Here is a 21917-nt window from a genome sequence, read left to right as displayed (position 1 = left end):
CGGATGGGGGAATGCGGATCTTATCACGGGGCAGGTCAGGCAACTGCCTGCATCTGGGTGGTCATGGCGATTTCGGCACGGCGGCGTTTCTCCGCCCGAGCCATCAGATACCAGCTACCGAAGGTGAACAGGGATACCGACAGCAGGATCAGGCTCGCGATGGCGTTGATCTCGGGCTTCACGCCGAGGCGCACCGCCGAGAACACTTCCATCGGCAGGGTGGTCGAGCCCGGGCCGGAGACGAAGCTCGCCAGCACCAGATCATCCAGCGACAGGGCAAACGACATCATGCCACCCGCCGCCAGCGACGGGGCTATCATCGGGATGGTGATCAGGAAGAACACCTTCCAGGGCTTGGCTCCCAGGTCCATGGCCGCCTCCTCGATGGAGAGATCCAGCTCCCGCAGCCGCGCCGACACCACGATTGCCACATAGGCGGTACAGAAGGTGGTATGTGCTATCCAGATGGTCAGCATGCCCCGCTCCGCGGGCCAACCCACCAGCTGGGCCATGGCCACGAACAGCAGCAGCAGGGAGAGACCGGTGATCACCTCGGGCATCACCAGCGGCGCCGTCACCATGCCGCCGAACAGGGTCCGGCCACGGAAGTGAGGGATCCGGGTCAGCACGAAGGCCGCCACCGTCCCCAGCGCCACCGCCGCGATGGCGGTGTAGAAGGCGATCTCCAGGGAGCGGAACACGGACCCGATCAACTGTTTGTTGTCGAGCAGGCCGAAGTACCACTTGAGCGACCAGCCTCCCCACACCGTCACCAGCTTGGAGGCGTTGAAGGAGTAGATGACCATGATGATCATGGGCAGGTAGATGAACAGCAGACCCAGCCACAGCATCAGCTTGGCAAAACCGAAACGTCTCATGCCTTGCCCTCCAGCTCTTTGGCCTGGTTGCGGTTGAACAGGATGATGGGAATGATCAGCACCGCCAGCATCACCACCGCCAACGCAGAGGCCACCGGCCAGTCGCGGTTGTTGAAGAACTCCTGCCACAGCACCTTACCAATCATCAGTGTCTCCGGACCACCCAGCATCTCGGGGATGACGAACTCGCCCACCACCGGGATGAAGACCAGCATGCAACCGGCGATGATGCCGTTCTTGGAGAGTGGCACCGTGATCTGCCAGAACCGGGTCAGGTTGCGGGCCCCCAGATCGGAGGCCGCCTCCAGCAGGCTCTGGTCGTGCTTGACCAGGTTGGCGTAGAGCGGCAGCACCATGAACGGCAGGTAGGAATAAACGATGCCGATATAGACCGCCAGGTTGGTATTGAGGATCTGCAGCGGTTCGTCGATCACCCCGATGCCCAGCAGGACGCTGTTGAGCAGGCCGTTGTTGCTGAGGATCCCCATCCAGGCGTAGACCCGGATCAGGATCGCCGTCCAGGTCGGCATCATGATGAGCAGCAGCAGAACGGTCTGGGTCTCCTTGTTGGCCCGCGAAATGGCGTAAGCCATGGGATAACCGATCAACAGGCAGAGCAGGGTGCTGACCAGGGCTATCTTGAGGGATCCCAGATAAGCCGCGATGTAGAGCTCATCCTCCTGCAGCAGCAGGTAGTTGCCCAGGTTGAGCAGTATGGTGAGCTGATTGTCTGCCCAGCTCACCACGTCCGTGTAGGGCGGGATGGCCACGTCCGCTTCGGCGAAGCTGATCTTCACGACGATGATGAAGGGCAGCAGGAAGAAGAGGAACAGCCAGAAGAAGGGGATGCCGATGACCAGCTGCCGCCCTCCCACCTGTTTGAGTCGTCTCAATGCCTTCATGATTGCAGCACCACGCCGCTGTCATCTTCCCAGTAGAGGAACACCTGGTCATCCCAGGTCGGCCGTTTGCCGTGGCGTTCGGCATTGGCGATGAAAGCCTGAACGATTTTGCCCGAGGGCAACTGGATGTGATACACGGAATGGCCGCCCAGATAGGCGATGTCATAAACCTCGCCCTTGGTCCAGTTGAAGTCCGGATGCTCGATCTCTTCCGGCTTTTGCAGGCTCATCAGCAGTTTTTCCGGACGCAGGGCATAGGTGACCTTCTTGTTCTCCGCCCGGGAGCTGATGCCGTGACCCACATAGATGGGCTGCTCCAGATCCGCACAGGCGATGATGGCGTGGTCCTGCTCATCCTCCACCAGCAGGCCGTCAAACAGGTTGACGTTGCCGATGAACTCGCACACCAGCCGGCTGGCCGGGGTTTCGTAGATGTCCATCGGGCTGCCGATCTGCTCGATGCAACCGAGGTGCATGATGGCGATCCGCTCGGCCATGGTCATGGCTTCTTCCTGATCGTGGGTCACCATGACGCAGGTCACGCCGACCCGCTCGATGATCTCGACCAGTTCGAGCTGCATGGTGGAGCGCAGTTTCTTGTCGAGCGCCCCCATAGGCTCGTCCAGCAGCAGCAGTTTCGGACGCTTGGCCAGGGAACGGGCCAGGGCCACCCGCTGACGCTGACCACCGGAGAGCTGGTGCGGCTTGCGGCGGGCGTACTGGGTCATCTGCACCAGCTTGAGCATCTCTTCCACCCGGGCATCAATCTCCGCCTTGGGCAGGCCATCCTGCTTGAGGCCGAAGGCGATGTTCTGGGCCACCGTCATGTGGGGGAACAGGGCGTAGGACTGGAACATCATGTTGATGGGGCGTTCATAGGGCGGCATGTCGGTAATGTCGACGCCGTCGAGGAACAGCCGTCCTTCCGTGGGTCGCTCGAACCCGGCCAGCATCCGCAACAAGGTGGACTTGCCGGAGCCGGACCCACCCAGCAGGGCGAAGATCTCGCCCTTGTGGATGTTGAGAGACACGTTGTCGACCGCCAGCGTTTCGTCGAACTGCTTGCTTACCCTGTCTATTTTGACCAGCACTTCTTTACGCTGCTGGCTGCCCTCGAGGGCTTTCTTGTAGGCACTGGAGGCTATCGCCATTACCAAACTCCCAAAGGTGATTCCGGCCTGGGCCGATCCATCAATACAATCTGGCGCCCCGGGATGGGCGCCAAGGTTAGGTTCCGGATTTGATCTTGGTCCAACTCCGGGTGATCAGGCGCTGCACCGAGCGGGGATGTGCTTCCTGCACATACAGACGCTCAAGCACCGCCTGGGGGGGATAGACTGACTCGTCCTCGCGCACGGCCTTGTCCATGAACTCTCCCGCCTTGATGTTCGGGTTCGCGTAACCCACATAGTCGCTCACCTTGGCGATGACCTGCGGTTCGAGAATGTAGTTGATCAGGGCGTGAGCCTCTTTCACGTTGGTGGCATCGGCCGGGATCGCCATCATGTCGAACCAGAGATTGCCCCCCTCCTTGGGGATGCTGTAGGCAATCTTGATCCCCTTGCCCGCCTCCTCGGCCCGGGACGCCGCCTGCAGGATGTCGCCGGAGAAACCCGCCGCCACGCAGATGTTGCCGTTGGCGAGGTCACCGATGTACTTGGAGGAGTGGAAGTAGGCCACATAGGGGCGCACCTTGAGCAGCTGCTCTTCGGCCCGCTTGATGTCCGCCGGCTCATGGCTGTTGGGGTTGAGCCCCAGGTAGTTGAGGGCCGCCGGGATCATCTCGTCCGCCGAATCGAGGAAGGCCACGCCGCACTGGGAGAGCTTCTTCATGTTTTCCGGCTCGAAGATGGTCGCCCAGGAGTCAATCTTGTCGACACCCAGTACTTCCTTGATCTTGTCGACGTTGTAACCGATGCCGTTGGTGCCCCAGAGGTAGGGCACGGCGTACTGATGGCCCGGATCCACCTTCTCGAGCTGTTTGAGCAGCATGGGGTCCAGGTTGCTCAGGTTTGGCAGCAGGGTGAGGTCCAGCTTCTGGAAGGCCCCCGCCTTGATCTGCTTGGCCAGGAAATTGTTGGAGGGCACGACCAGATCGTAGCCGGTGCGTCCGGTCAGCAGCTTGCCTTCCAGCGTCTCGTTGGAGTCAAACACGTCGTAGACGGTCTTGATCCCGGTCTTCTGCTGAAAGTCACTGAGGGTGGTCTCGCCGATATAATCGGACCAGTTGTAAAAATGAACCACAGGGGCTGCCTGGGTCAGATTTGCAAACCCCAGGGTCAGGGCCAGCGTTGCCATCTTGGTCATGTGCACTTATCAGTCCTCATTTGTGTGATTTTGCCAGTCGCGCATCCATACGCGCCGTCCAACCTGTCGGGTGGTCACCACCCTCCCGGCCGAACTGCGGACCGGGAGGGGTACTCGTCACTCTTACTTGCCTGACTTGATCTTGGTCCAGCTGCGGGTCATCAGACGCTGCACCTTGGCCGGCAGATCCGGGAAGGTGTAGATCTTCTTGAGGGTATCCGGCGTCGGGTAGATACCCGGGTCGGTACGGATCGCCTCGTCCACCAGCGGCGTGGCCGCCTTGTTGCCGTTCGGGAACTGCACCACGTTGGTGATGTTCGCGATCACGTCCGGCTTCATCAGGTAATTGATGAAGGTGTGGGCCGCCTCGACGTTCTTGGCATCCGCCGGGATGGCGATCATGTCGAAGAAGCTGCCTGCCCCCTCTTTCGGAATGGTGTAAGTCAGGCTGACACCGTTCTTGGCCTCGGCGGCACGCGTCTTGGACTGCTGCAGGTCACCGGAGTAACCCACTGCCACGCACAGGTTGCCGTTGGCCAGATCCGAAATGTACTTGGAGGAGTGGAAGTAAGCGGTATAGGGACGGATGGAGAGGAACAGCTCCTCTGCCTTCTTCAGCTCGTCCGGCTTCTGACTGTCCGGCTTGAAGCCCAGGTATTGCAGGGCGGCCGGCAGCATTTCGGTCGGCGAGTCGAGGAAGGAGACACCGCACTCCTTCAGCTTGGCCATGTTCTCCGGCTTGAACACCAGATCCCAGGAGTCCACCGGGGCATCGGCCCCCAGCACGGCCTTCACCTTCTCGGCGTTGTAGGCATAGCCGATGGTGCCCCACAGGTAAGGGATGGAGTATTGGTTGCCCGGATCGCTCGGTTCGAGCGCCTTGAGCAGGTCGACGTCCAGGTTCTGCCAGTTGGAGAGTTTGGACTTGTCCAGCTTCTGGAAGACACCTGCCTTGATCTGCTTGGCCAGGAAGGGGTTGGACGGTACGACGATGTCATAGCCCGACTTGCCTGCCAGCAACTTGGCTTCCAGCACTTCGTTGCTGTCGAACACGTCGTAGACCACCTTGATGCCCGTCTCCTTCTGGAAGTTTTCCAGCGTATCCGGCGCGATATAGTCGCTCCAGTTGTAGACGTGCAGCACCTTCTCGTCGGCCATCGCCCCGGTACTCATCATGACCAGCGCCACGGAAGCAGCCATCATTCCCTTTTTAAAAGACATAGTCCTTGTCTCCTAAGCAAATTGTATGCGTAAGCCAACCTGCCCGGTTCCCGCCTATTCCCGCAGCTTTGCAGCCGTCAGGTCCAGACTGAGCCTGGCCAGTTTGACCAATTCATCCACCTGTTCCTCGGTGATCACCAAGGGGGGCGATATGATCATGGTATCGCCGACAGCCCTCATCACCAAGCCATTGTTAAAACAGAACTCCCGACAGGTCATCCCGGCATGGAGCTCGGCCGGGAAGCGACGTTTCGTCTGCTTGTCCTGCACTATTTCCAGCGCGGCGACCAGGCCTTTCCCCCGGGTTTCCCCCACCAGCGGATGGTCCGCCAGCTCAGCCCAGCGGCGCTGCAAATAGGGGCCGATACTATCATGAACTCGCTTAACTATGCTCTCCTTTTGCATAAGCTGGATGTTGGCAATGGCCACGGCGCAGGCGACCGGATGGCCGGAATAGGTGAAGCCATGGTTGAACTCCCCCCCCTCTTCCACCAGCACCCTGGCAACCCTGTCCCCCACCATCACGGCGCCCATCGGCAGATAGCCGGAGGTAATGCCCTTGGCCAGGCACATGAGATCGGGTTTGATGCCAAAACCTTCACTGGCAAACCAGTGGCCGGTGCGGCCAAAGCCGCAGATCACCTCGTCGGCGATGAGCAGGATGCCGTACTGGTCGCAGATGCGCTGGATCTCGGGCCAGTAGCTCTCGGGGGGAATGATGACCCCCCCCGCACCCTGGATAGGCTCGCCGATGAAGGCGGCCACCTTGTCCACCCCCAGTGCCAGGATCTTCTCTTCCAGCTGGCGGGCACGGGCCAGACCGAACTCGTGGGCGCTCATGCCCTCTCCCTCACCGAAGTGATAGGGCTGGTCGATGTGTACTATGCCCGGAATGGGCAAGCCGCCCTGGGCGTGCATCCCCTTCATGCCGCCCAGACTGGCCCCCGCCACGGTGGAGCCGTGATAGGCATTGTGGCGGCTGATGATCACCTGCTTGTCAGGTTGTCCCTTGCTGGCCCAGTAGTGGCGCACCATGCGCAGCACGGTGTCGTTGCACTCGGAACCCGAGCCGGTGAAGAAGACGTGGTTGAGGTGGGAAGGGGTGATCTCGGCCAGCAGGGTGGCCAGCTCGGCAGCAGGGGGGTGGCTGGTCTGGAAGAAGAGGTTGTAGTAGGGCAGTTGCTGCATCTGGCGAGTGGCGGCATCCACCAGCTCCTGACGGCCGTAGCCCATGTTGACGCACCACAGACCCGCCATCCCGTCCAGAATGCGCTTGCCTTCGGAGTCTTCCAGATAGACGCCTTCGGCCTTGGTGATGATGCGACTGCCCTTCTTGTTCAGGGCCTGAAAATCGGTAAACGGATGCAGATGATGGCTGGCTTCCAGTTGCTGCCACTCACGGGTGGTGTGCTGCATTGCTTGCTCCTCGGTTCCTTCGATTCGGCGAATCTTGTCGCCATTCATGAGGGCGCGGGTGGCCTGCCCGGTCACTGCCATTCACGGGGCTGGCGCTCTCTTGCCTGCTCGATGCCTTTCCATGGGGCGAACATCGTCGCCAGTTGATTGCAGGTGACGCCCCTCTCCATTGCGGGAGCGGGCCTCACCTATACTCGGTGCCTTCCGGGTCGCGGGCGCCCCCGCCAGACGGGCCTTCGGCCCCTTGTTTGCGATATGACGGGGAGAGGCCTCGCCTCCCCCGGGGACAGATCAGACGTTCAGCAGCAGGAATTCCCGTTCCCAGCGGCTGATCACGCCGAAATAGGTCTCGTACTCCTTGCGCTTGACGGCCACGAAGGCGCGGATGAAACGCTCCCCCAGCATGTCCTTGATGGGTTCACACTGCTCCAGGTGGCTCAGCGATTCCTCCAGCGAGCGGGGCAGGCTGTAGGGCAGGTCGTAGGCACTCGCCTTCATCTCCTGCATGGGTTCGAGCTTCTCCAGCATGCCGAGGTAGCCGCAGGCCAGGGTGGCGGCCAGAGCCAGATACGGGTTGGCATCGGCCCCGGCGAAGCGGTTCTCGACCCGGCGTGCACTCGGTTCGGAGAAGGGGACCCGCAGGCCGCAGGTGCGGTTTTCCACCCCCCACTGCACGTTGCGCGGCGCACTCTCGCCAAAGGTGAGGCGGCGGTAGGAGTTGACGTTCGGCGCCAGCAGGGCGGTCACTGCCGGGGTGTATTTCTGCAGGCCGGCGATGAAATGCATGAACAGATCGGAGTTGCCCCCTTCGCTGGTACCAAACAGGTTGTTGCCATCCATGTCTTCCAGGCTCTGGTGGATGTGCATGGCGGAACCCGGTTCGTTGCTCATGGGCTTGGCCATGAAGGTGGCATAGATGCCGTGGCGATGGGCGGCCTCGCGCATGGTGCGCTTGAACAGAAACACCTGGTCGGCGAGATCGATGGCATCCCCGTGCAGGAAGTTGATCTCCATCTGGGCGGCACCGGATTCGTGGATCAGGGTGTCCACCTCCAGCTCCTGGGCCTCGCAGTAGTCGTACATGTCCTCGAAGATGGGGTCGAATTCGTTCACCGCATCGATGCTGAACGACTGGCGGGCCGTTTCCGGGCGGCCGTTGCGGCCCACCGGCGGCACCAACGGATAGTCGGGATCTTCGTTGCGGGTCACCAGGTAGAACTCCAGCTCCGGCGCCACCACCGGCTTCCAGCCCTGCTTCTCGTAGAATGACAGAACCCGGCGCAGCACGGAGCGGGGAGCGATGTCGATGAGCTTGCCGTTGACGTCAAAGCAGTCGTGGATCACCTGGGCGGTGGGCTCCAGCGCCCAGGGTACGAAACGAATGGTGTTGGGATCGGGATAGAGCTGCATGTCCCGCTCCAGCGGGTCTATCATGCTGTCGTCATCCGGGTACTCGCCGGTCACCGTCTGGGTGAAGATGACCTCGGGCAGCCGCATGCCCCCCTCGCGCAGAAACTTGTTGGCTGGAATGATCTTGCCTCGGGCATTGCCGGTGAAATCCGGAAACAGGCACTCCACTTCCGTGATGCGATTGCTCTCCATCCAGCCCTTGATACTGTCCATGTTAAACCCCGACTTTACGGTTGCCATTGTCAAGGGTGTCTAATATAAGGAACATCCTTGTTAAGAAAATGTAATCGACCACACCATAAAAGCCCGTGATAAAGGCCTTTGTCAAGCAGCGGTGTTTAAAAAACTATAAACAACGGCCTGTATAATGACCAGCGCGTCACCAAATACTAAACACTTTGTGTCACGATCAGCCCACTGCAAGCTCGATGCCAACGGCGGCGGGATCTCGTTCGATACTCAGTCAGACCCTGTCGGAGAAGGCCCATTTCTTTGCAAGGGCGCACACTCCTTATCCAATTTCCTTTGCATGTCTGCGTTTTTTTGGTACAAGGCCCGCCCTGATTTGCACTCTCCTGCATGGATTTGGTGCAAAACGGGATACAAGGGCTTGGTCTGACGACAGACAGCCCCCATCAATGGGTAACATTGGGAAACTGACTGGTAGCAAACCGTATGTGTGATTTCATGACAGAAGACCAACTGACCTTCTACAAAGGCCAGATCGAGCGACAAATCCTTGAGCTCGAAGAACGTCTCAACTCCCAGGCCAGCCAGGCTATCGCCACCGATACCAACGAGATGGCGGATGAAATTGACCGTGCCAGTGTCGAGGAGGCCCGTCGCCTGGAGCTGAACCGCATCGAGCACGACAAGTTGCACCTGCGCAAGCTGAAAGGGGCGTTGAAGCGCATCAATGAAGGGGATTTTGGCTATTGCGAATCCTGTGGCGACGAGATCTCTCTCAAGCGGCTGCAGGCCCGTCCCGAGTCCCGCTTCTGTGTTGAATGCCAGAGCACCAAGGAATTCAACGACACTCACGTGTTCCGTCGCGTCGCCTGATGCGGCGAACAAGCCCGGCCTCGGTACGAGCCGGGCACAGGGCAGGCCATGCCCGAAGATGACGCGGCCGGGTGATCCCCGGCCCCTTTCACAGCAAGAGCATGACAACTTCTGTTAGACTCCGGGCAAGTCCCGGATCCTACAGGAGATCAAAGCGTGAAATGGCTCATCAGGCTGTGCTTGTGCCTGCCATTGCTGGCACAAGCACAGACGCTCACCGTCAAGGTCCCCAGCCGACCGATCAACGATCTCGACAACGAATACCAGCTCAAGCTGCTGGAACTGGCGCTCAACCACGCCGGGCAGCCCTACAAGCTGGAGCGGGTCGACCTCAATCTCAACCAGTACAGCCTCCAGCAGGCGCTTGCCAAGGGCAAGGTCATCAATGTGTTCTGGATGGGTACCTCCAGCGCGCTGGAATCCTCCCTCACCGCAGTGCCAATCCCGCTGTTTCGTGGCCTGGAAGGGCTGCGCCTCTCCTTCATCCACGCCGATGCCCAGGAGCGGTTCAACCAGATCAACACCCTGGCAGACCTCAAGAAACTGAAAGCCGCCCAGGGAGTGGGCTGGGCCGACAACAAGATCCTGGAACTAGCAGGCATTCCCACCTATGCCGGGCGCTACAGCAACCTGTTTCGCCTGATGAATGACGGTGACAAGCTGGACTTCTTCCCCCGTGGTCTGGTGGAAATCTTCGCCGAACGCAGCGAGCTGGCGGCACAATATCCCAACCTGGTGATCGATCAGCACCTGCTGATCCGCTACCCCTTCGCCGAGTTCTTCTTCGTCAGCCCGGAATCGCCGAAGCTGGCCAAGGCGATCCAGACCGGCCTCGAGCGTGCCTATGCCGACGGTAGCTTCATGGCGTTCTTTCGGGAGAACCCCAAGATCCGCGAGGCCCTGGCCAGCGCCAATCTGGAGCAGAGAGTCACCATCGCCCTGCCCAATCCCGACATGACCCCCTTGCTCAAAAGCATTCCGGCCCAATATTGGGAATATCCACCGTCTCAGGAGTAAATGGGCACGATATCCGGCGTTGAGAATATCCACCGCTGCGAGCATGAGCAGACACGGCCTCCGGTGTTGGAAATATCCACCGCTGCGAGCGTGAGCAGACACGATATCCGGCGTTGAGAATATCCACCGCTGCGAGCATGAACGGACACGGTATCCCGGCATTGGGAATATCCGCCGCCGGGAGCGTGATCAGCCGCGGGTCATCCCATCCGGTGGACGCAGCCCGCCGCAAACGCACAGGAACGCGAGGTCGCCCGGCCTCAATACGCGCACCAGGGAGGTGCCATGAAACGACTGGATGACTGGTTTCGCGACTATGGCCAGAGCCATCAACACCCCGTCAATGTGGCCATCCACAAGGTGGCGGTGCCAGGCATTTACCTCTGCATCCTGGCACTGCTCTGGTGCCTGCCCGCCGGTCCCCTGCCAGCGTCCCTCAACTGGGCGGGGCTGGCGGCCATCCCGGTGCTGGTCTTCTACCTGCGGCTGTCGTTGACGATCTTTACGGGGATGACAGCCCTGACCGCTCTGGGGCTGGCCTTCTGCCACGTCTGGCAGGGGCCGCTGCTGTGGCCTGCCCTCATCGGGTTCGTGCTGTTCTGGATAGCCCAGTTCGTCGGTCACCATATCGAAGGGAAACGCCCCTCCTTTCTCACCGACCTGCAATTTCTGCTGGTAGGCCCCGCCTGGGTGCTGGCCAGCCTCTATCGTCGTTTGGGCATCCCTTTCTGAGGGAGGCCAACAGGAGAGACCATGAGACATCTTCAGACCCTTGCTCGCACCCTGCCCCTGCTGCTGGGGGCACTGATGGCCGGCCCGGTGCTGGCCGACAAGGCCGATCCCGTCGGCGAGGTGAGCACCGCTTTCAAGCTGCTCGGACCCAACCACAAGATCCTGGTGGAGGCGTTCGACGACCCTAAAATCGCCGGTGTCGCCTGCTATCTGGCCCGCCCCAAGACCGGCGGCGTCAAGGGCGGACTCGGGCTGGCGGAAGATCCCTCCCACGCTTCCCTCTCGTGCCACCAGATCGGCCCCATCACCCTGCCCGCCAGGCTGAAGGCGGGGGAAGAGGTGTTCGACGTCAGCACCTCGCTGGTGTTCAAGGAGCAGAAGGTGGTGCGTTTTTACGACGAGAAGCGCAATGCCCTTGTCTATCTGACTTACAGCACCAAGTTGGTGGATGGTTCGTACAAGAGTGCAGTGAGTGCCGTCCCCATCATGCCCTGGGGTTGAAACAGCACCACTTATCCCGTGATGACGGTCACTATTTGTTGTAATTTAACCACATCATTATCTACGGAGAGCGCACCATGAGAGTCGCCGTTTTCAGTACCAAGAGCTACGACAAGGAACATTTCCACCAGGCCAACGCCCAGTACGGTTTCGATCTGGAGTTCTTCGACGTGCGGCTGGAGGCCAAGACGGCCCGTCTCGCCCACGGCTTCCCCGTGGTCTGCCTGTTCGTCAACGATGATGCCGACCGCGAAGTGCTGACCGAGCTGGCGCAGTACGGCACCAGGGTCATCGCCCTGCGCTGCGCCGGTTACAACAACGTGGATCTGGCCGCCGCCAAGGAGCTGGGACTCAAGGTGGTGCGGGTGCCTGCCTACTCCCCCGAGGCTGTTGCCGAACATGCGGTGGGCCTGATGATGACCCTCAACCGCCGCATCCATAAGGCGTATCAGCGCACCCGGGACGCCAACTTCTCCCTGGAAGGGCTGGTGGGCTTCAACATGCATGGCCGCACCGCCGGCATCATAGGCACCGGCAAGATCGGCATCGCCACCTTGCGCATCCTCAAGGGGTTCGGCATGCGCCTGCTGGTGAGCGATCCCTATCCGAACCAGGCGGCCATCGATCTGGGCGCCGAGTACGTGGATCTCGACACCCTATTCCGTCAGTCCGATGTCATCAGCCTGCACTGCCCCCTGTTCAAGGAGAACTATCACCTGCTGAACAAGGAGGCCTTCGCCAAGATGAAGGACGGGGTGATGATCATCAACACCAGCCGGGGCGGCCTGCTCGACTCCAACGCCGCCATCGAGGCCCTCAAGACCTCCCGCATCGGCGCCCTGGGGCTGGACGTCTACGAGGAGGAGGAAGACCTCTTCTTCGAGGACAAGTCCAACGAGGTGATCACCGACGACGTCTTCCGCCGCCTGTCTGCCTGTCACAACGTGCTGTTCACCGGTCACCAGGCCTTCCTGACCCGGGAGGCACTGCACGCCATCGCCGACACCACCCTCAGCAACATCCAGGCCATCGAGAGCCAGGGCCGCTCTGACAACGAAGTGGAGTGATCCCTGAGGCGTTGTCGCCACGCCATTGATCCCGCCGCCGGGTTGTGAGACCCGGCGGCATCGGGTAGGCTACCAGCCCTTTTTTGTACAGGAGTCTGGCCAGCATGTTCATCGGATTTGATTACGGTACCTCCAACTGTGCCGTCGCCGTGATGGAACAGGGCAGCCCCAGGCTGCTGACCCTCTCCGGTTCCCATTACCTTCCCTCCACCCTGCACGCCCCCCACCGGGACGCCATCGCCGGCCTCCTGGCCGAAGGGCTGGCCCCCGTCCAGCAGAGCGAATACCTCAAGCTGCGCGGTCCCGTGGTGACCCGGGCCCAGGCGGTGCGCCGCCAGATGCGCGAAGAGGGACTCATCGACGAGCTGAGCTTCGGCGGTGCGGCGCTGGCGCGCTATCTGGAAGAGCCGGACGAGGGCTACTACATCAAGTCCCCCAAATCCTTTCTCGGGGCCTATGGCCTCAAGGCTCCCCAGATCGCCCTGTTCGAGGACATCGTCTGCGCCATGATGCTGCACGTGCGCCGGGAGGCGGAGCAGCAGACGGGCAGCACCATCCGCCAGGCGGTGATCGGCCGACCGGTCAACTTCCAGGGACTGGCGGGGGAAGAGAGCAACCGCCAGGCCATCGCCATCCTGAGCGAGGCGGCACGCCTCGCCGGGTTCGAGCGGGTGGAGTTCCTCTATGAGCCGGTGGCCGCCGGCTTCGAGTTCGAAGCGCGCCTCACCGAGGATGCGGTGGTGCTGGTGGTGGACATCGGGGGCGGGACCACCGACTGCTCCGTGCTGCGCATGGGCCCGAGCCACCGTGACCAGCTGGATCGCAGCGGCGATCTGCTCGGTCACAGCGGCCAGCGCATCGGGGGCAACGACTTCGACATCCGCCTGACCGTGGAGGGCATGATGCCGCTGCTCGGCATGCACGAGACCCTCAAGACCGGCAAGCCACTGCCCCATCCCCTGTTCTGGGACGCCGCCGCCATCAATGACGTCAGTGCCCAGAGCCGTTTCTACAGCCTGGATACCGCCCGCCAGTTGCAGGATCTCCAGCTCGACAGCCAGCCAGGCAGCAAGCTCACGCGCCTTGCCAGCCTGCGGGCCCACAAGCTGAGCCATCAACTGGTGTGGCGCGCCGAGCAGGGCAAGATCGCCCTCTCCGACCACGAGCACAATCACCAGACCCTGAACGAGCTGGAAAAAGGGCTGGAGGCGGCACTCACCCGCCCCCAGCTGGCCAGTGCTTCCGCCCCCTTGCTGGAGAAGATTGGCGAGCTGATGGACGAGGCTATCCTGGCGGCAGGCGTGCAGCCTGACCGGGTCTTCGTCACCGGCGGCAGTGCCCGCTCCCCCCTCATCAAGGCCTTCATCCAGCAGAAACTGCCCAAGGTACCGCTGGAGGGGGGTGATGACTTCGGTTCGGTGGCCTCGGGCCTCGCCCGCTATGCCGAGCGGCTGTTTGCGGACTGAAACAGCCAGGGGAGCCATGGGGGACCTGTAGACAGGTTCGCTCGGGGCGGGTGTTGCCATTTGCCGACACCCCCTCTTCCCCCGGGGCGACAGAAGCGGTCGGGCTCCTCCCCCCTCGCCCTGCCGCCTGGGCCCGGGGACGGGTATGCTTGTCATACCCACCACCGGAGCCCCTTCAATGCCCAGATACCTGCTACTGTTGCTCGCCCTGCTTCTGCTCAGCGCCTGCAGCAGTGCTCCCCGCTTTGCCTCGCAAGACCTGCAACACCATCACTGGGTGCTCGATCGGCTGGATGGCCAGGCCATCGCCAGCCACCGCAGCAATCCCCCCGACATCGAGATCGGTGAGCACTTCACCGTCAACGGCATCGCCGGTTGCAACCGCTACTTCGGCCAGGGTCACCTCAAGGGGAACAAGCTCTGGGTCACCAGCCTCGGCAGCACCGCCATGGCATGTCCCCCCGAGCTCGATCTGATAGAGCAGGCCGTGCTCGCCACCCTGACGGAGGGGGCCACACTGAGCGGTTCCACCCAGACCCTGATCCTTCAGGGAAAACGGCACCGTTTGGAATACAGGCTGCAAGACTGGGTGTACTAGGGCTCACAAAACCGCTCGCCAGCAGGAACAACTGGCCAGGCTGTGGCACAATATGAGGCATTGTTAGCAATGGAGGCTGCCTCAGCCATGTCGATGGATCGCCTGTTTGGCAAGATCAAGCAACTGCCCACAATTCCGAAACTGCTGCACGAGCTGATGCAGAGTTTCAACGACGAGAATGCCCGCATAGACGAGATCGCGGCCAAGATCGCCATGGACCAGGTGATCAGCGTCAAGGTACTGCGGATGGCCAACTCCGCCGCCCTGCGCCGTGGCAATGAAATCACCTCCATCGAACAGGCGGTGATCCGCCTCGGTTTCAACCGCCTGCGCTCCGTGGTGGTCGCCTCCGGCATCATCAGCAGCTTCAAGGCCCCTCCCGGCTTTGACAAGCTCCACTTCTGGACCCAGACCTTCCAGGTCGCCACCATTGCCCGCACCCTGGCACAGCAGACCACCTCGGTGGATCCCGAGACCGCCTTCACCTGCGCCCTCATTCACAACATTGGCGAGCTGCTGATCCAGAGCACCCTGCCGGAAGAGGCGGGGCTCATCAATCTGGCCATCGAGAAAGGCAGCAGCCGGGTCGATGCCCAGCGGGAGATGCTGGGTTACGACTATGCCCAGCTCGGCGCAGAGCTGGCGCGGCGCTGGAACCTGTCGCCCGCCTTCGTGGATGCCATCGACCAGCAGCTCGACCCCCTCTCCCACGATCCGGTCAGCAAGGAGGCCGTGCTCATCCGGCTCGCCGTCTTCGTCTCCTTCGCCTGGCAGGCCGGCGTACCGGCACAGGCCATCATCGCCCGTTTCCCCAGAACCCTGGCTGACCAGCTGGGGCTGGATCCCGCCAGCCTGGCGGATCAGCTGGAGCAGCTCCACGAGCAGGGCAACGCCCTTGCCGATTTGCTGACCCAGTAGATGTACGACGGCCGATCAGCAGGAGCCGGATCCCCGTCTCATTCTGGCGGATCAGCTCGAACAGCTGCACGAACAGGGCAACGCCCTGGCCGATTTGCTGACCCAATCGCGTCACGGCAGACCGCCCAGCCAAGCCGGAAGCACCGTCTCATTCTGGCCGGTTGTCACATACACACGCCCATGGACGGGATAAGATGGCCTGCGCCCATCCCCCATTCCTGAGCCTCTCTGACACAGTAGATACCATGACCCATCCCTTCCTGTTTCACCCCCAGGCGGCACCCTGGTTCAAAGAGAGTGCCGACACCCTGCAGCTCACCCTGTTCAGCGAGCTGGACGCCCCCATCCGCGAGGTGTGGCTGCGCCACGAGCCGGACAACGAGGAGTATCTGGTCGCCATGACGCCGGTCGCCACCCGGGACAGGCTTCAGGTCTGGCAGGTCGAACTGCCGCTGGCCAGGGGGCAGGAGATCCACCTCTACTGCTTCAAGTGCCTCACCGACGAGGAGCAGTGGTGGCTGCACGGGGCAGGCGTCAGTGCCGCCATGCCGCCGCGGGAGCAGCATTTCCGCTTCAACAGCCATCACCAGCCCCCGGCCTGGGTGCAGGATCAGGTGTTCTACCAGATCTTCCCCGACCGCTTCTGCAACGGCGACCCGTCGCTGAGCGTCAAGCATCACGAGTACGAGTACAGGGGCAAGGCGGTCATCAGCAAGGCCTGGGGCGAGCCGGTCAGCCGCCACGAAGAGGGGCACGGCGCCTGTGAATTCTACGGCGGGGATCTGGCGGGCATCGACGCCAAACTGCACTACCTGCAATCCCTGGGGGTGACGGCGCTCTACCTCAACCCTATCTTCGATTCGCCGAGCAACCACAAGTACGACACCCAGGACTACTTCAAGGTGGATGCGCACCTCGGTACCAATGCCCAGTTTGCCGAGCTGACCCGCAACCTGCACCAGCGCGGCATGAGGATCATCCTGGATGCGGTGGTCAACCACACCTCCACCGAGCACCCCTGGTTCTGCCCGCCGCTGGGCGCCCAGAGCAACCCGGACTCCCCCTGGCGCAGCTTCTACACCTTCGATCAAGAAGGGGATTATGTTAGCTGGAAAGGGATCCGCAGCCTGCCCAAGCTGGATTTCTCAAGTGAACAGGTGCAGGACGCCGTTTATCGGGCAGACAACGCCATTCTGCGCTACTGGATGCGCGCCCCCTACCAGATCGATGGCTGGCGCTTTGACGTCATCCACATGCTGGGGGAGCGAGGCACTGCCGAGGGCAATCGCGGCCACGTGCGCGCCATTCGCGGTGCGGTGAAGCAGGAGAATCCGGACGCCTACGTGCTCGGCGAGCACTTCTTCGAGGCGAGCCAGTGGCTGCAGGGGGATCAGGAGGACGGCGCCATGAACTACTACGGCTTCGCCCACCCCATCCGCGCCTTCCTGGCGGGGCAGGACATCGCCTATCACCCCATCAAGATCAGCGCCACCGAGCTGGATCACTGGCTCAAGCTGGCGCGGGCCCATATTCCGTTCAAGAACCAGCTGGCCCAGTTCAACCTGCTGGACAGCCACGACACCGCCCGCTTCCTGCACCTGCTGGGGGAAGACAAGCAGCGGATGCGACTCGCCGCCACCCTGCTCATCACCTACATCGGCGTGCCCTCCATCTACTACGGCGACGAGGTGGGGCTCTCCGGCGGCAACGACCCGGACTGCCGCCGCTGCTTCCCCTGGGATACCACCGACTGGGATCACGTGCTGCACGACCACTATCGCCGCCTGATCCAGCTGCGCCGCCAGCGCCCGGCCCTGCGTCGGGGAGACATCCAGACCCTCTACGCCGGCCCCCACAGCTATGTGTTCGCCCGTACCCTGCAAAGCGATCAGGTGGTGGTCGCCTGCAACCGCCACCCCACGGAGCCGCGCACCATCAGCCTGCCCCTGTGGCAGACCGCCAGCCCCGCCAGCCGCTTCACCGACGCCTTCAACGGCGACAAGTTCGAGGTGGTGCATGGGGAGGTGCAGCTCACCATCCCGGCCAACTCGGCCAGGGTACTGCTGTCGAGCTAGGGATAGCGGCAATAGAAAACCGGCGCTCGGGGCGCCGGTTTTTTTATGCCTGCATCCCCCGAAGTGACGGATGCTGCCTCATCGCTGTTTTTCGATCCAATAACCCTACGCCGCCATGTGTGATGCGACGAATGCATCAAACATCATCTCTTCATCAGTAGTTGATGCTGACATAGGGGACTTCGGTCACATCCCACGCCTGCTTGAGGTAGACGGTGAGCACGAAGAAGAAGTTGGCCAGCAGATTGGCGAAGCGATAGAGGATGGGATCGAAGCGCACGCCGCTCTCTTCCAGGCGCACCAGCAGGCGCACCACCTTCTTGCTGCCACAGCGGCACAGGTGCAGGGTGGGAATGGGCTGGGGCCCCTGGGGCAGCACGAAGCCGGTCACCCGGCCGCGACTCGCCTCGTTGTAGTGATCGTACCGTCCCTTCAGCCAGTCCAGATCCTCCTCGAAGATGCCGAGCCGTCCCCGCACCGAGCCGTTGAGGTTGTAGATGAGCCGCTGCAGGGTCGCCAGATCCGCCATCACGGGCCGGGTATCCTCATCCGGCATCAGATGAGAGAGCACGGCCCCCACCTGGCAGCAGAGCTCGTCGGTGGCGATCTCGTAGTCGCACTGGAACTGGGTTTCGAAGATGAAGGGGTAGCAGAGCTCGCGCTTGTCTCTTGGCTTCTTGGGGTTCATGGCATCGCCGGGCTGGGGAAAAGGGCAGTGTGCCAGCCCGGGGACGGGCTGGCAAACACCCCGCCCCCGCCGGCATCACGGGGGCGTCGCCAGACTAGCCGGTCGCCATCTGCTGGCCAACAGCCGCATGGCCTCCAGCATCCGCTGGTTGAAGCCCATGAAGCCTGCCCCCTGGGTCGCCCCGTCCTGACCCCGCGCCGCCAGCACGGTGGGCGTCAGCGCCTCCTGCTGGGAAGGGGGCAGCAGGGCGTCGGCCTGCTGCTGCAACCGGCTGAGCCTCGGCAGGTAGTCCGCCAGGGGCTTGAGGCTCTCCTGCAGGGAACTGGCCCCCTGGTAGGTCTGACTCAACTTGGCCGATTGCTTGAGCTTGAGGGAGTAGGAGACCAGCTGGCTGTCATCCAGTTGCAGCCCGCTCAGCCCGTCCGCCAGGGTCTTGCCGTCGCCCCCCTTGAAGAACTGCCCGGCCAGCTCGTCCAGCCCCTTGACCAGGGTGCCGATGGCATCCATCTCGGCACTGTCGAGATCCCCCTCCAGGGAGAAGTCGAAGCTCTGGCTCGACTTGAGGCTGAACTGGCTGCCACCCCCATCGCTCTGGGACTTGAACTGCCAGCTGTCGCTGAAGCGCAGCATCACCTTGTCCCCGTCCCGGGTCTCGATCTCGAGGAGGGCCTGCTGGTGGCTGGCCATCCTGGCATCCCCCAGATCCGTGGTCGACACCTTGCCGAAGAACTCCTTCTCGAACTCGTCGAGCCCCTTCTGGATCATCTTGTAGCTCTGATCCATGCCGGTCTTGATGTCCTCGTTGTCCGCCCAGTCACCGAGCTGCTTCCTGGCGTCACCGAAGCCCTTGTCCACCCCCTTGCGGGCCTGCTCCATCATCTTGGTCAGGTCGTCGTCGGACTTGCCGTCCGCACGGGCCGCGCCTATCCGCCCGGTGACGAACTGCAACACGTTGTCCGCCACCGACTGGAAATCGAACAGGGTCTCCGGAGTAACCTCCTGGGGCTCCTGCACCTTGGGTGCCTTGTAGCCCTGGCCGTTGATCTCCAGCGCAAATTGCAGCGCCTGCTGGATCAGCACCTGGGCCCATTTCGGGGGCTTGTTCAGGGAGACCTCATCCCCCTTGTCCGCCGTCTTCGACTCCGTCTGTTGAGGCGATTTGGGAGCAATGCCCACTCCCTTGGGTTGGGCTGCGCCCATGCCATCAATTTGCATCATTACTCTCCCGCCTATAGTGGTGGATCGGTTATCGGCCCGACTGGCCACTTCTTGACCACAAAAAACTTGGACAATCCGCAACGGCCTTTTAAAATCCCCACCCTTTGGTTGGCTGCGGCCTTCCCCCGGTCTTTCCCCGGCTCAGCCCGGTGCATGCGAGGTATCCATGACTCAATCCCAGCCCTCTTCCGCCGACGCCCAGGGCAGACGGACTCCTGCCGACTACCAGGCCCAGCTCGACGAGAAGCGCGATCGCCTCACCCAGCTGTTCGCCCCCTTCAATCCGCCCGCGCTGGAGTTGCACGCCTCTCCCGCCGAGCACTACCGGATGCGCGCCGAGTTCCGCATCTGGCACGAGGGGGACGACCTCTTCCACTGCATGTATGCACCGGCCACCAAGGAGATCATCCGGGTCGACAGCTTCCCCACCGCCAGCCTGCTCATCAACCGGCTGATGCCGGTGCTGCTGGCCGGGCTTCGCCCGCACCCCGTGCTGCGCAAGAAGCTGTTCCAGATCGACTACCTCTCCACCCAGTCCGGCCAGATCTGCGTCAGCCTGCTCTACCACCGCAAGCTGGAAGCCGAGTGGCAGCAGGCCGCCGAGGCGCTGCAGGCCGACCTGCGGGCCAAGGGGTTCGAACTGCAACTGATTGGCCGCGCCCACAAGCAGAAGATCTGTCTCGGGGATGACTTCGTCATCGAACGCCTGACCGTGCAGGGGCGCGAGCTGGTCTACAAGCAGGTGGAAAACAGCTTCACCCAGCCCAACGCCGCCATCAACGAGCAGATGCTGGGCTGGGCCCTGGACGTGACCAAAGAGAGTGAGGGGGACCTGCTGGAGCTCTACTGCGGCAACGGCAACTTCTCCATCGCCCTGGCGCAGAACTTTCGCAAGGTGCTGGCCACCGAGATCGCCAAGCCGAGCGTGGACTCCGCCCAGTTCAACATCGCCGCCAACGGTGTCGACAACCTGATCATCCTGCGCATGTCGGCGGAGGAGTTCACCATGGCGATGCGCGGTGAGCGGGAGTTCAACCGCCTCAAGGGGGTCGATCTCGGCGCCTACCAGTGCAACACCATCTTCGTCGACCCGCCCCGGGCCGGTCTGGACGACGCCACCGTCAAGCTGGTGCAGGATTACGACAATATCCTCTACATCTCCTGCAACCCCGAGACCCTGCAGGCCAACATGGCCGTGCTCGGTGAAACCCACGAGATCGCCCGCTTCGCCCTGTTCGACCAGTTCCCCTGGACCCACCACATGGAAGCCGGGGTGTACCTGAAGCGCAAGGGCGGCTGATCCGGGCGGTTCCCCGGCTGCTCCATGGCAGCCGGGGCCGCTATGGCCACTGAAGGGCACGGATCCTGCCTCATCGCGCTGCCCCGACCCGCCACGGGACAAGTGGGGGCGGCCCGATACCAACCGATTCATCCTGTCCCCCCTTCTCCCCCGGGAGAAGGGGCAAAAACCCCCGCATTGATTAGTTATCCCGGTGCAGAGCGCGGACGCAGCCGTTATGCTGGCGACACGCCCACTCACGCCATGACCGGGGAATCACGCCACCATGCCACGCGTTCTGTTTGTTGAAGACGATCCCGAGATTGGCCAGCTCATCAGCAGCTGGCTCGGTCGCCACGACATCGAGGTGCTGCTGGAGACCCGGGGTGACCGTGCTCTCGACAGGGCCCTGGCCGAGCAGCCGGATCTGGTGCTGCTCGACATCATGCTGCCGGGGCAGGATGGCCTCTCCCTGTGCCGGGATCTGCGCCCGCGCTTTGCCGGCCCCATCGTCATGCTCACCTCGCTCGACAGCGACATGAACCAGATCCTGAGCCTGGAGCTGGGGGCCAACGACTACATCCTCAAGACCACACCCCCCCCGGTGCTGCTGGCCCGGCTGCGGGTCCAGTTTCGCCAGCAGGGGCAGAGCCAGCAGGCCGTGGTCCCCGCCGCCCCACCCCAGCGCCTGCAGTTCGGCCGCCTCCAGATAGACGGCCCGGGTCGGGACGTGCGCCTCGATGGGGAGAGCATTCCCCTCTCCACCGCCGATTTCGACCTCCTGTGGGAGCTGGCCTGCCACGCCGGCCAGATCCTGGGGCGGGAGGCGCTGTTTCGCAGCCTGCGGGGGCGCGACTACGACGGCCAGGATCGCAGCATGGACGTGGCCATCTCCCGTCTGCGCCGCCGGCTCGGGGATGACAGCAACAACCCGACCCGCATCAAGACGGTGCGCCAGAAGGGTTATCTACTCGTACCCCAGGCCTGGGAATGAGCTGGTGTCTCACACGCCTGCACACCAGAAGCCAGGGAATGACAGCAACAACTCGATCTGGATCAAGACGGTGCGCCAGAAAGGTTACCTGCTGGTGCCCCAGGCCTGGGAATAAGCCCCGCCGAATGACCTTGATGCTCTCAGCGCCCTTCTCCCCTTGCGGGAGAA

At 62.3% G+C, this 21917-nt stretch carries 20 protein-coding genes; 11 read left to right on the top strand and 9 right to left on the bottom strand.

Going from position 1 to position 21917, the window contains the following annotated elements:
- Nucleotides 1-35: 35 nt before the first annotated feature.
- The 7 genes from PG896_RS07815 to PG896_RS07785 form a co-directional block, all read right to left on the bottom strand.
- Nucleotides 36-878 (bottom strand): ABC transporter permease subunit, encoded by an 843-nt coding sequence (locus PG896_RS07815; protein WP_010676054.1) that lies wholly within the window; start codon nt 876-878, stop codon nt 36-38.
- A complete protein-coding gene (locus tag PG896_RS07810) occupies nt 875-1780 on the bottom strand; it encodes an ABC transporter permease subunit (protein WP_010676055.1) in 906 nt (301 codons plus the stop codon). The genes PG896_RS07815 and PG896_RS07810 overlap by 4 nt, the downstream gene beginning before the upstream one ends.
- Nucleotides 1777-2931 carry a polyamine ABC transporter ATP-binding protein gene (potA, locus tag PG896_RS07805; RefSeq protein WP_010676056.1) on the bottom strand — a complete coding sequence of 385 codons (1155 nt, stop codon included), beginning with the start codon at nt 2929-2931 and terminating at the stop codon, nt 1777-1779. Before potA ends, PG896_RS07810 begins: the two co-directional genes overlap by 4 nt.
- Before the next feature lie 76 nt (nt 2932-3007).
- On the bottom strand, nt 3008-4087 hold the full coding sequence (locus PG896_RS07800; protein WP_219596388.1) for a polyamine ABC transporter substrate-binding protein: 1080 nt from the start codon (nt 4085-4087) through the stop codon (nt 3008-3010).
- A gap of 123 nt (nt 4088-4210) precedes the next feature.
- On the bottom strand, nt 4211-5308 hold the full coding sequence (locus PG896_RS07795; RefSeq protein WP_201957020.1) for an extracellular solute-binding protein: 1098 nt from the start codon (nt 5306-5308) through the stop codon (nt 4211-4213).
- Between the two features lie 54 nt (nt 5309-5362).
- Nucleotides 5363-6724, bottom strand: coding sequence for an aspartate aminotransferase family protein (locus PG896_RS07790; RefSeq protein WP_214003330.1), 1362 nt, complete (start codon nt 6722-6724; stop codon nt 5363-5365).
- Nucleotides 6725-7015: 291 nt separating this feature from the next.
- Nucleotides 7016-8347: a glutamine synthetase family protein gene (locus tag PG896_RS07785; protein ID WP_010676060.1), complete on the bottom strand. Its 1332-nt coding sequence runs from the start codon at nt 8345-8347 to the stop codon at nt 7016-7018.
- Between the two features lie 462 nt (nt 8348-8809).
- Here PG896_RS07785 and PG896_RS07780 point away from each other — a divergent pair, with 462 nt between their 5' ends.
- The 9 genes from PG896_RS07780 (at nt 8810) to malZ (ending at nt 17570) form a co-directional block, all read left to right on the top strand.
- Nucleotides 8810-9196 carry a TraR/DksA family transcriptional regulator gene (locus PG896_RS07780; protein WP_010676061.1) on the top strand — a complete coding sequence of 129 codons (387 nt, stop codon included), beginning with the start codon at nt 8810-8812 and terminating at the stop codon, nt 9194-9196.
- A gap of 156 nt (nt 9197-9352) precedes the next feature.
- Nucleotides 9353-10213, top strand: coding sequence for a hypothetical protein (locus tag PG896_RS07775; RefSeq protein WP_010676062.1), 861 nt, complete (start codon nt 9353-9355; stop codon nt 10211-10213).
- 285 nt (nt 10214-10498) lie between these two features.
- Nucleotides 10499-10945: an Mpo1 family 2-hydroxy fatty acid dioxygenase gene (locus PG896_RS07770; RefSeq protein ID WP_010676063.1), complete on the top strand. Its 447-nt coding sequence runs from the start codon at nt 10499-10501 to the stop codon at nt 10943-10945.
- Between the two features lie 21 nt (nt 10946-10966).
- Nucleotides 10967-11446 (top strand): CreA family protein, encoded by a 480-nt coding sequence (locus tag PG896_RS07765; protein WP_041211972.1) that lies wholly within the window; start codon nt 10967-10969, stop codon nt 11444-11446.
- 77 nt (nt 11447-11523) lie between these two features.
- Nucleotides 11524-12513, top strand: a complete 990-nt coding sequence (locus PG896_RS07760; protein WP_042878605.1) for a 2-hydroxyacid dehydrogenase — start codon at nt 11524-11526, stop codon at nt 12511-12513.
- Nucleotides 12514-12617: 104 nt separating this feature from the next.
- Complete coding sequence (yegD, locus tag PG896_RS07755; RefSeq protein WP_210538313.1) at nt 12618-13979, top strand: molecular chaperone; 1362 nt, start codon at nt 12618-12620, stop codon at nt 13977-13979.
- 178 nt (nt 13980-14157) lie between these two features.
- A complete protein-coding gene (locus tag PG896_RS07750; protein ID WP_052815785.1) occupies nt 14158-14577 on the top strand; it encodes an META domain-containing protein in 420 nt (139 codons plus the stop codon).
- Nucleotides 14578-14646: 69 nt separating this feature from the next.
- Nucleotides 14647-15495, top strand: coding sequence for an HDOD domain-containing protein (locus PG896_RS07745; protein WP_113977665.1), 849 nt, complete (start codon nt 14647-14649; stop codon nt 15493-15495).
- 245 nt (nt 15496-15740) lie between these two features.
- Nucleotides 15741-17570, top strand: a complete 1830-nt coding sequence (gene malZ / locus PG896_RS07740; protein WP_161469571.1) for a maltodextrin glucosidase — start codon at nt 15741-15743, stop codon at nt 17568-17570.
- 154 nt (nt 17571-17724) lie between these two features.
- Here the strand turns inward: malZ and PG896_RS07735 are convergent, their stop codons facing one another.
- Entirely contained in the window at nt 17725-18258 is a 534-nt protein-coding gene (locus tag PG896_RS07735) for an ATP--cob(I)alamin adenosyltransferase (protein WP_042016441.1), read from the bottom strand.
- 75 nt (nt 18259-18333) lie between these two features.
- A complete protein-coding gene (locus PG896_RS07730; RefSeq protein ID WP_270835583.1) occupies nt 18334-19473 on the bottom strand; it encodes a DUF5610 domain-containing protein in 1140 nt (379 codons plus the stop codon).
- A gap of 169 nt (nt 19474-19642) precedes the next feature.
- Between PG896_RS07730 and trmA the strand changes: the two genes are divergently transcribed.
- A complete protein-coding gene (gene trmA / locus PG896_RS07725; protein WP_161469572.1) occupies nt 19643-20776 on the top strand; it encodes a tRNA (uridine(54)-C5)-methyltransferase TrmA in 1134 nt (377 codons plus the stop codon).
- Between the two features lie 265 nt (nt 20777-21041).
- Entirely contained in the window at nt 21042-21749 is a 708-nt protein-coding gene (gene rstA, locus PG896_RS07720; RefSeq protein ID WP_010676073.1) for a two-component system response regulator RstA, read from the top strand.
- The last annotated feature ends 168 nt before the right edge of the window (nt 21750-21917 follow it).

Source organism: Aeromonas sp. QDB30, from assembly GCF_027707645.1.
GTDB classification, from domain to species: Bacteria; Pseudomonadota; Gammaproteobacteria; order Enterobacterales; family Aeromonadaceae; genus Aeromonas; species Aeromonas caviae.
Note: the sequence above shows the minus strand (reverse complement) of the source record. Positions and strands in the feature narration are given on the sequence as shown.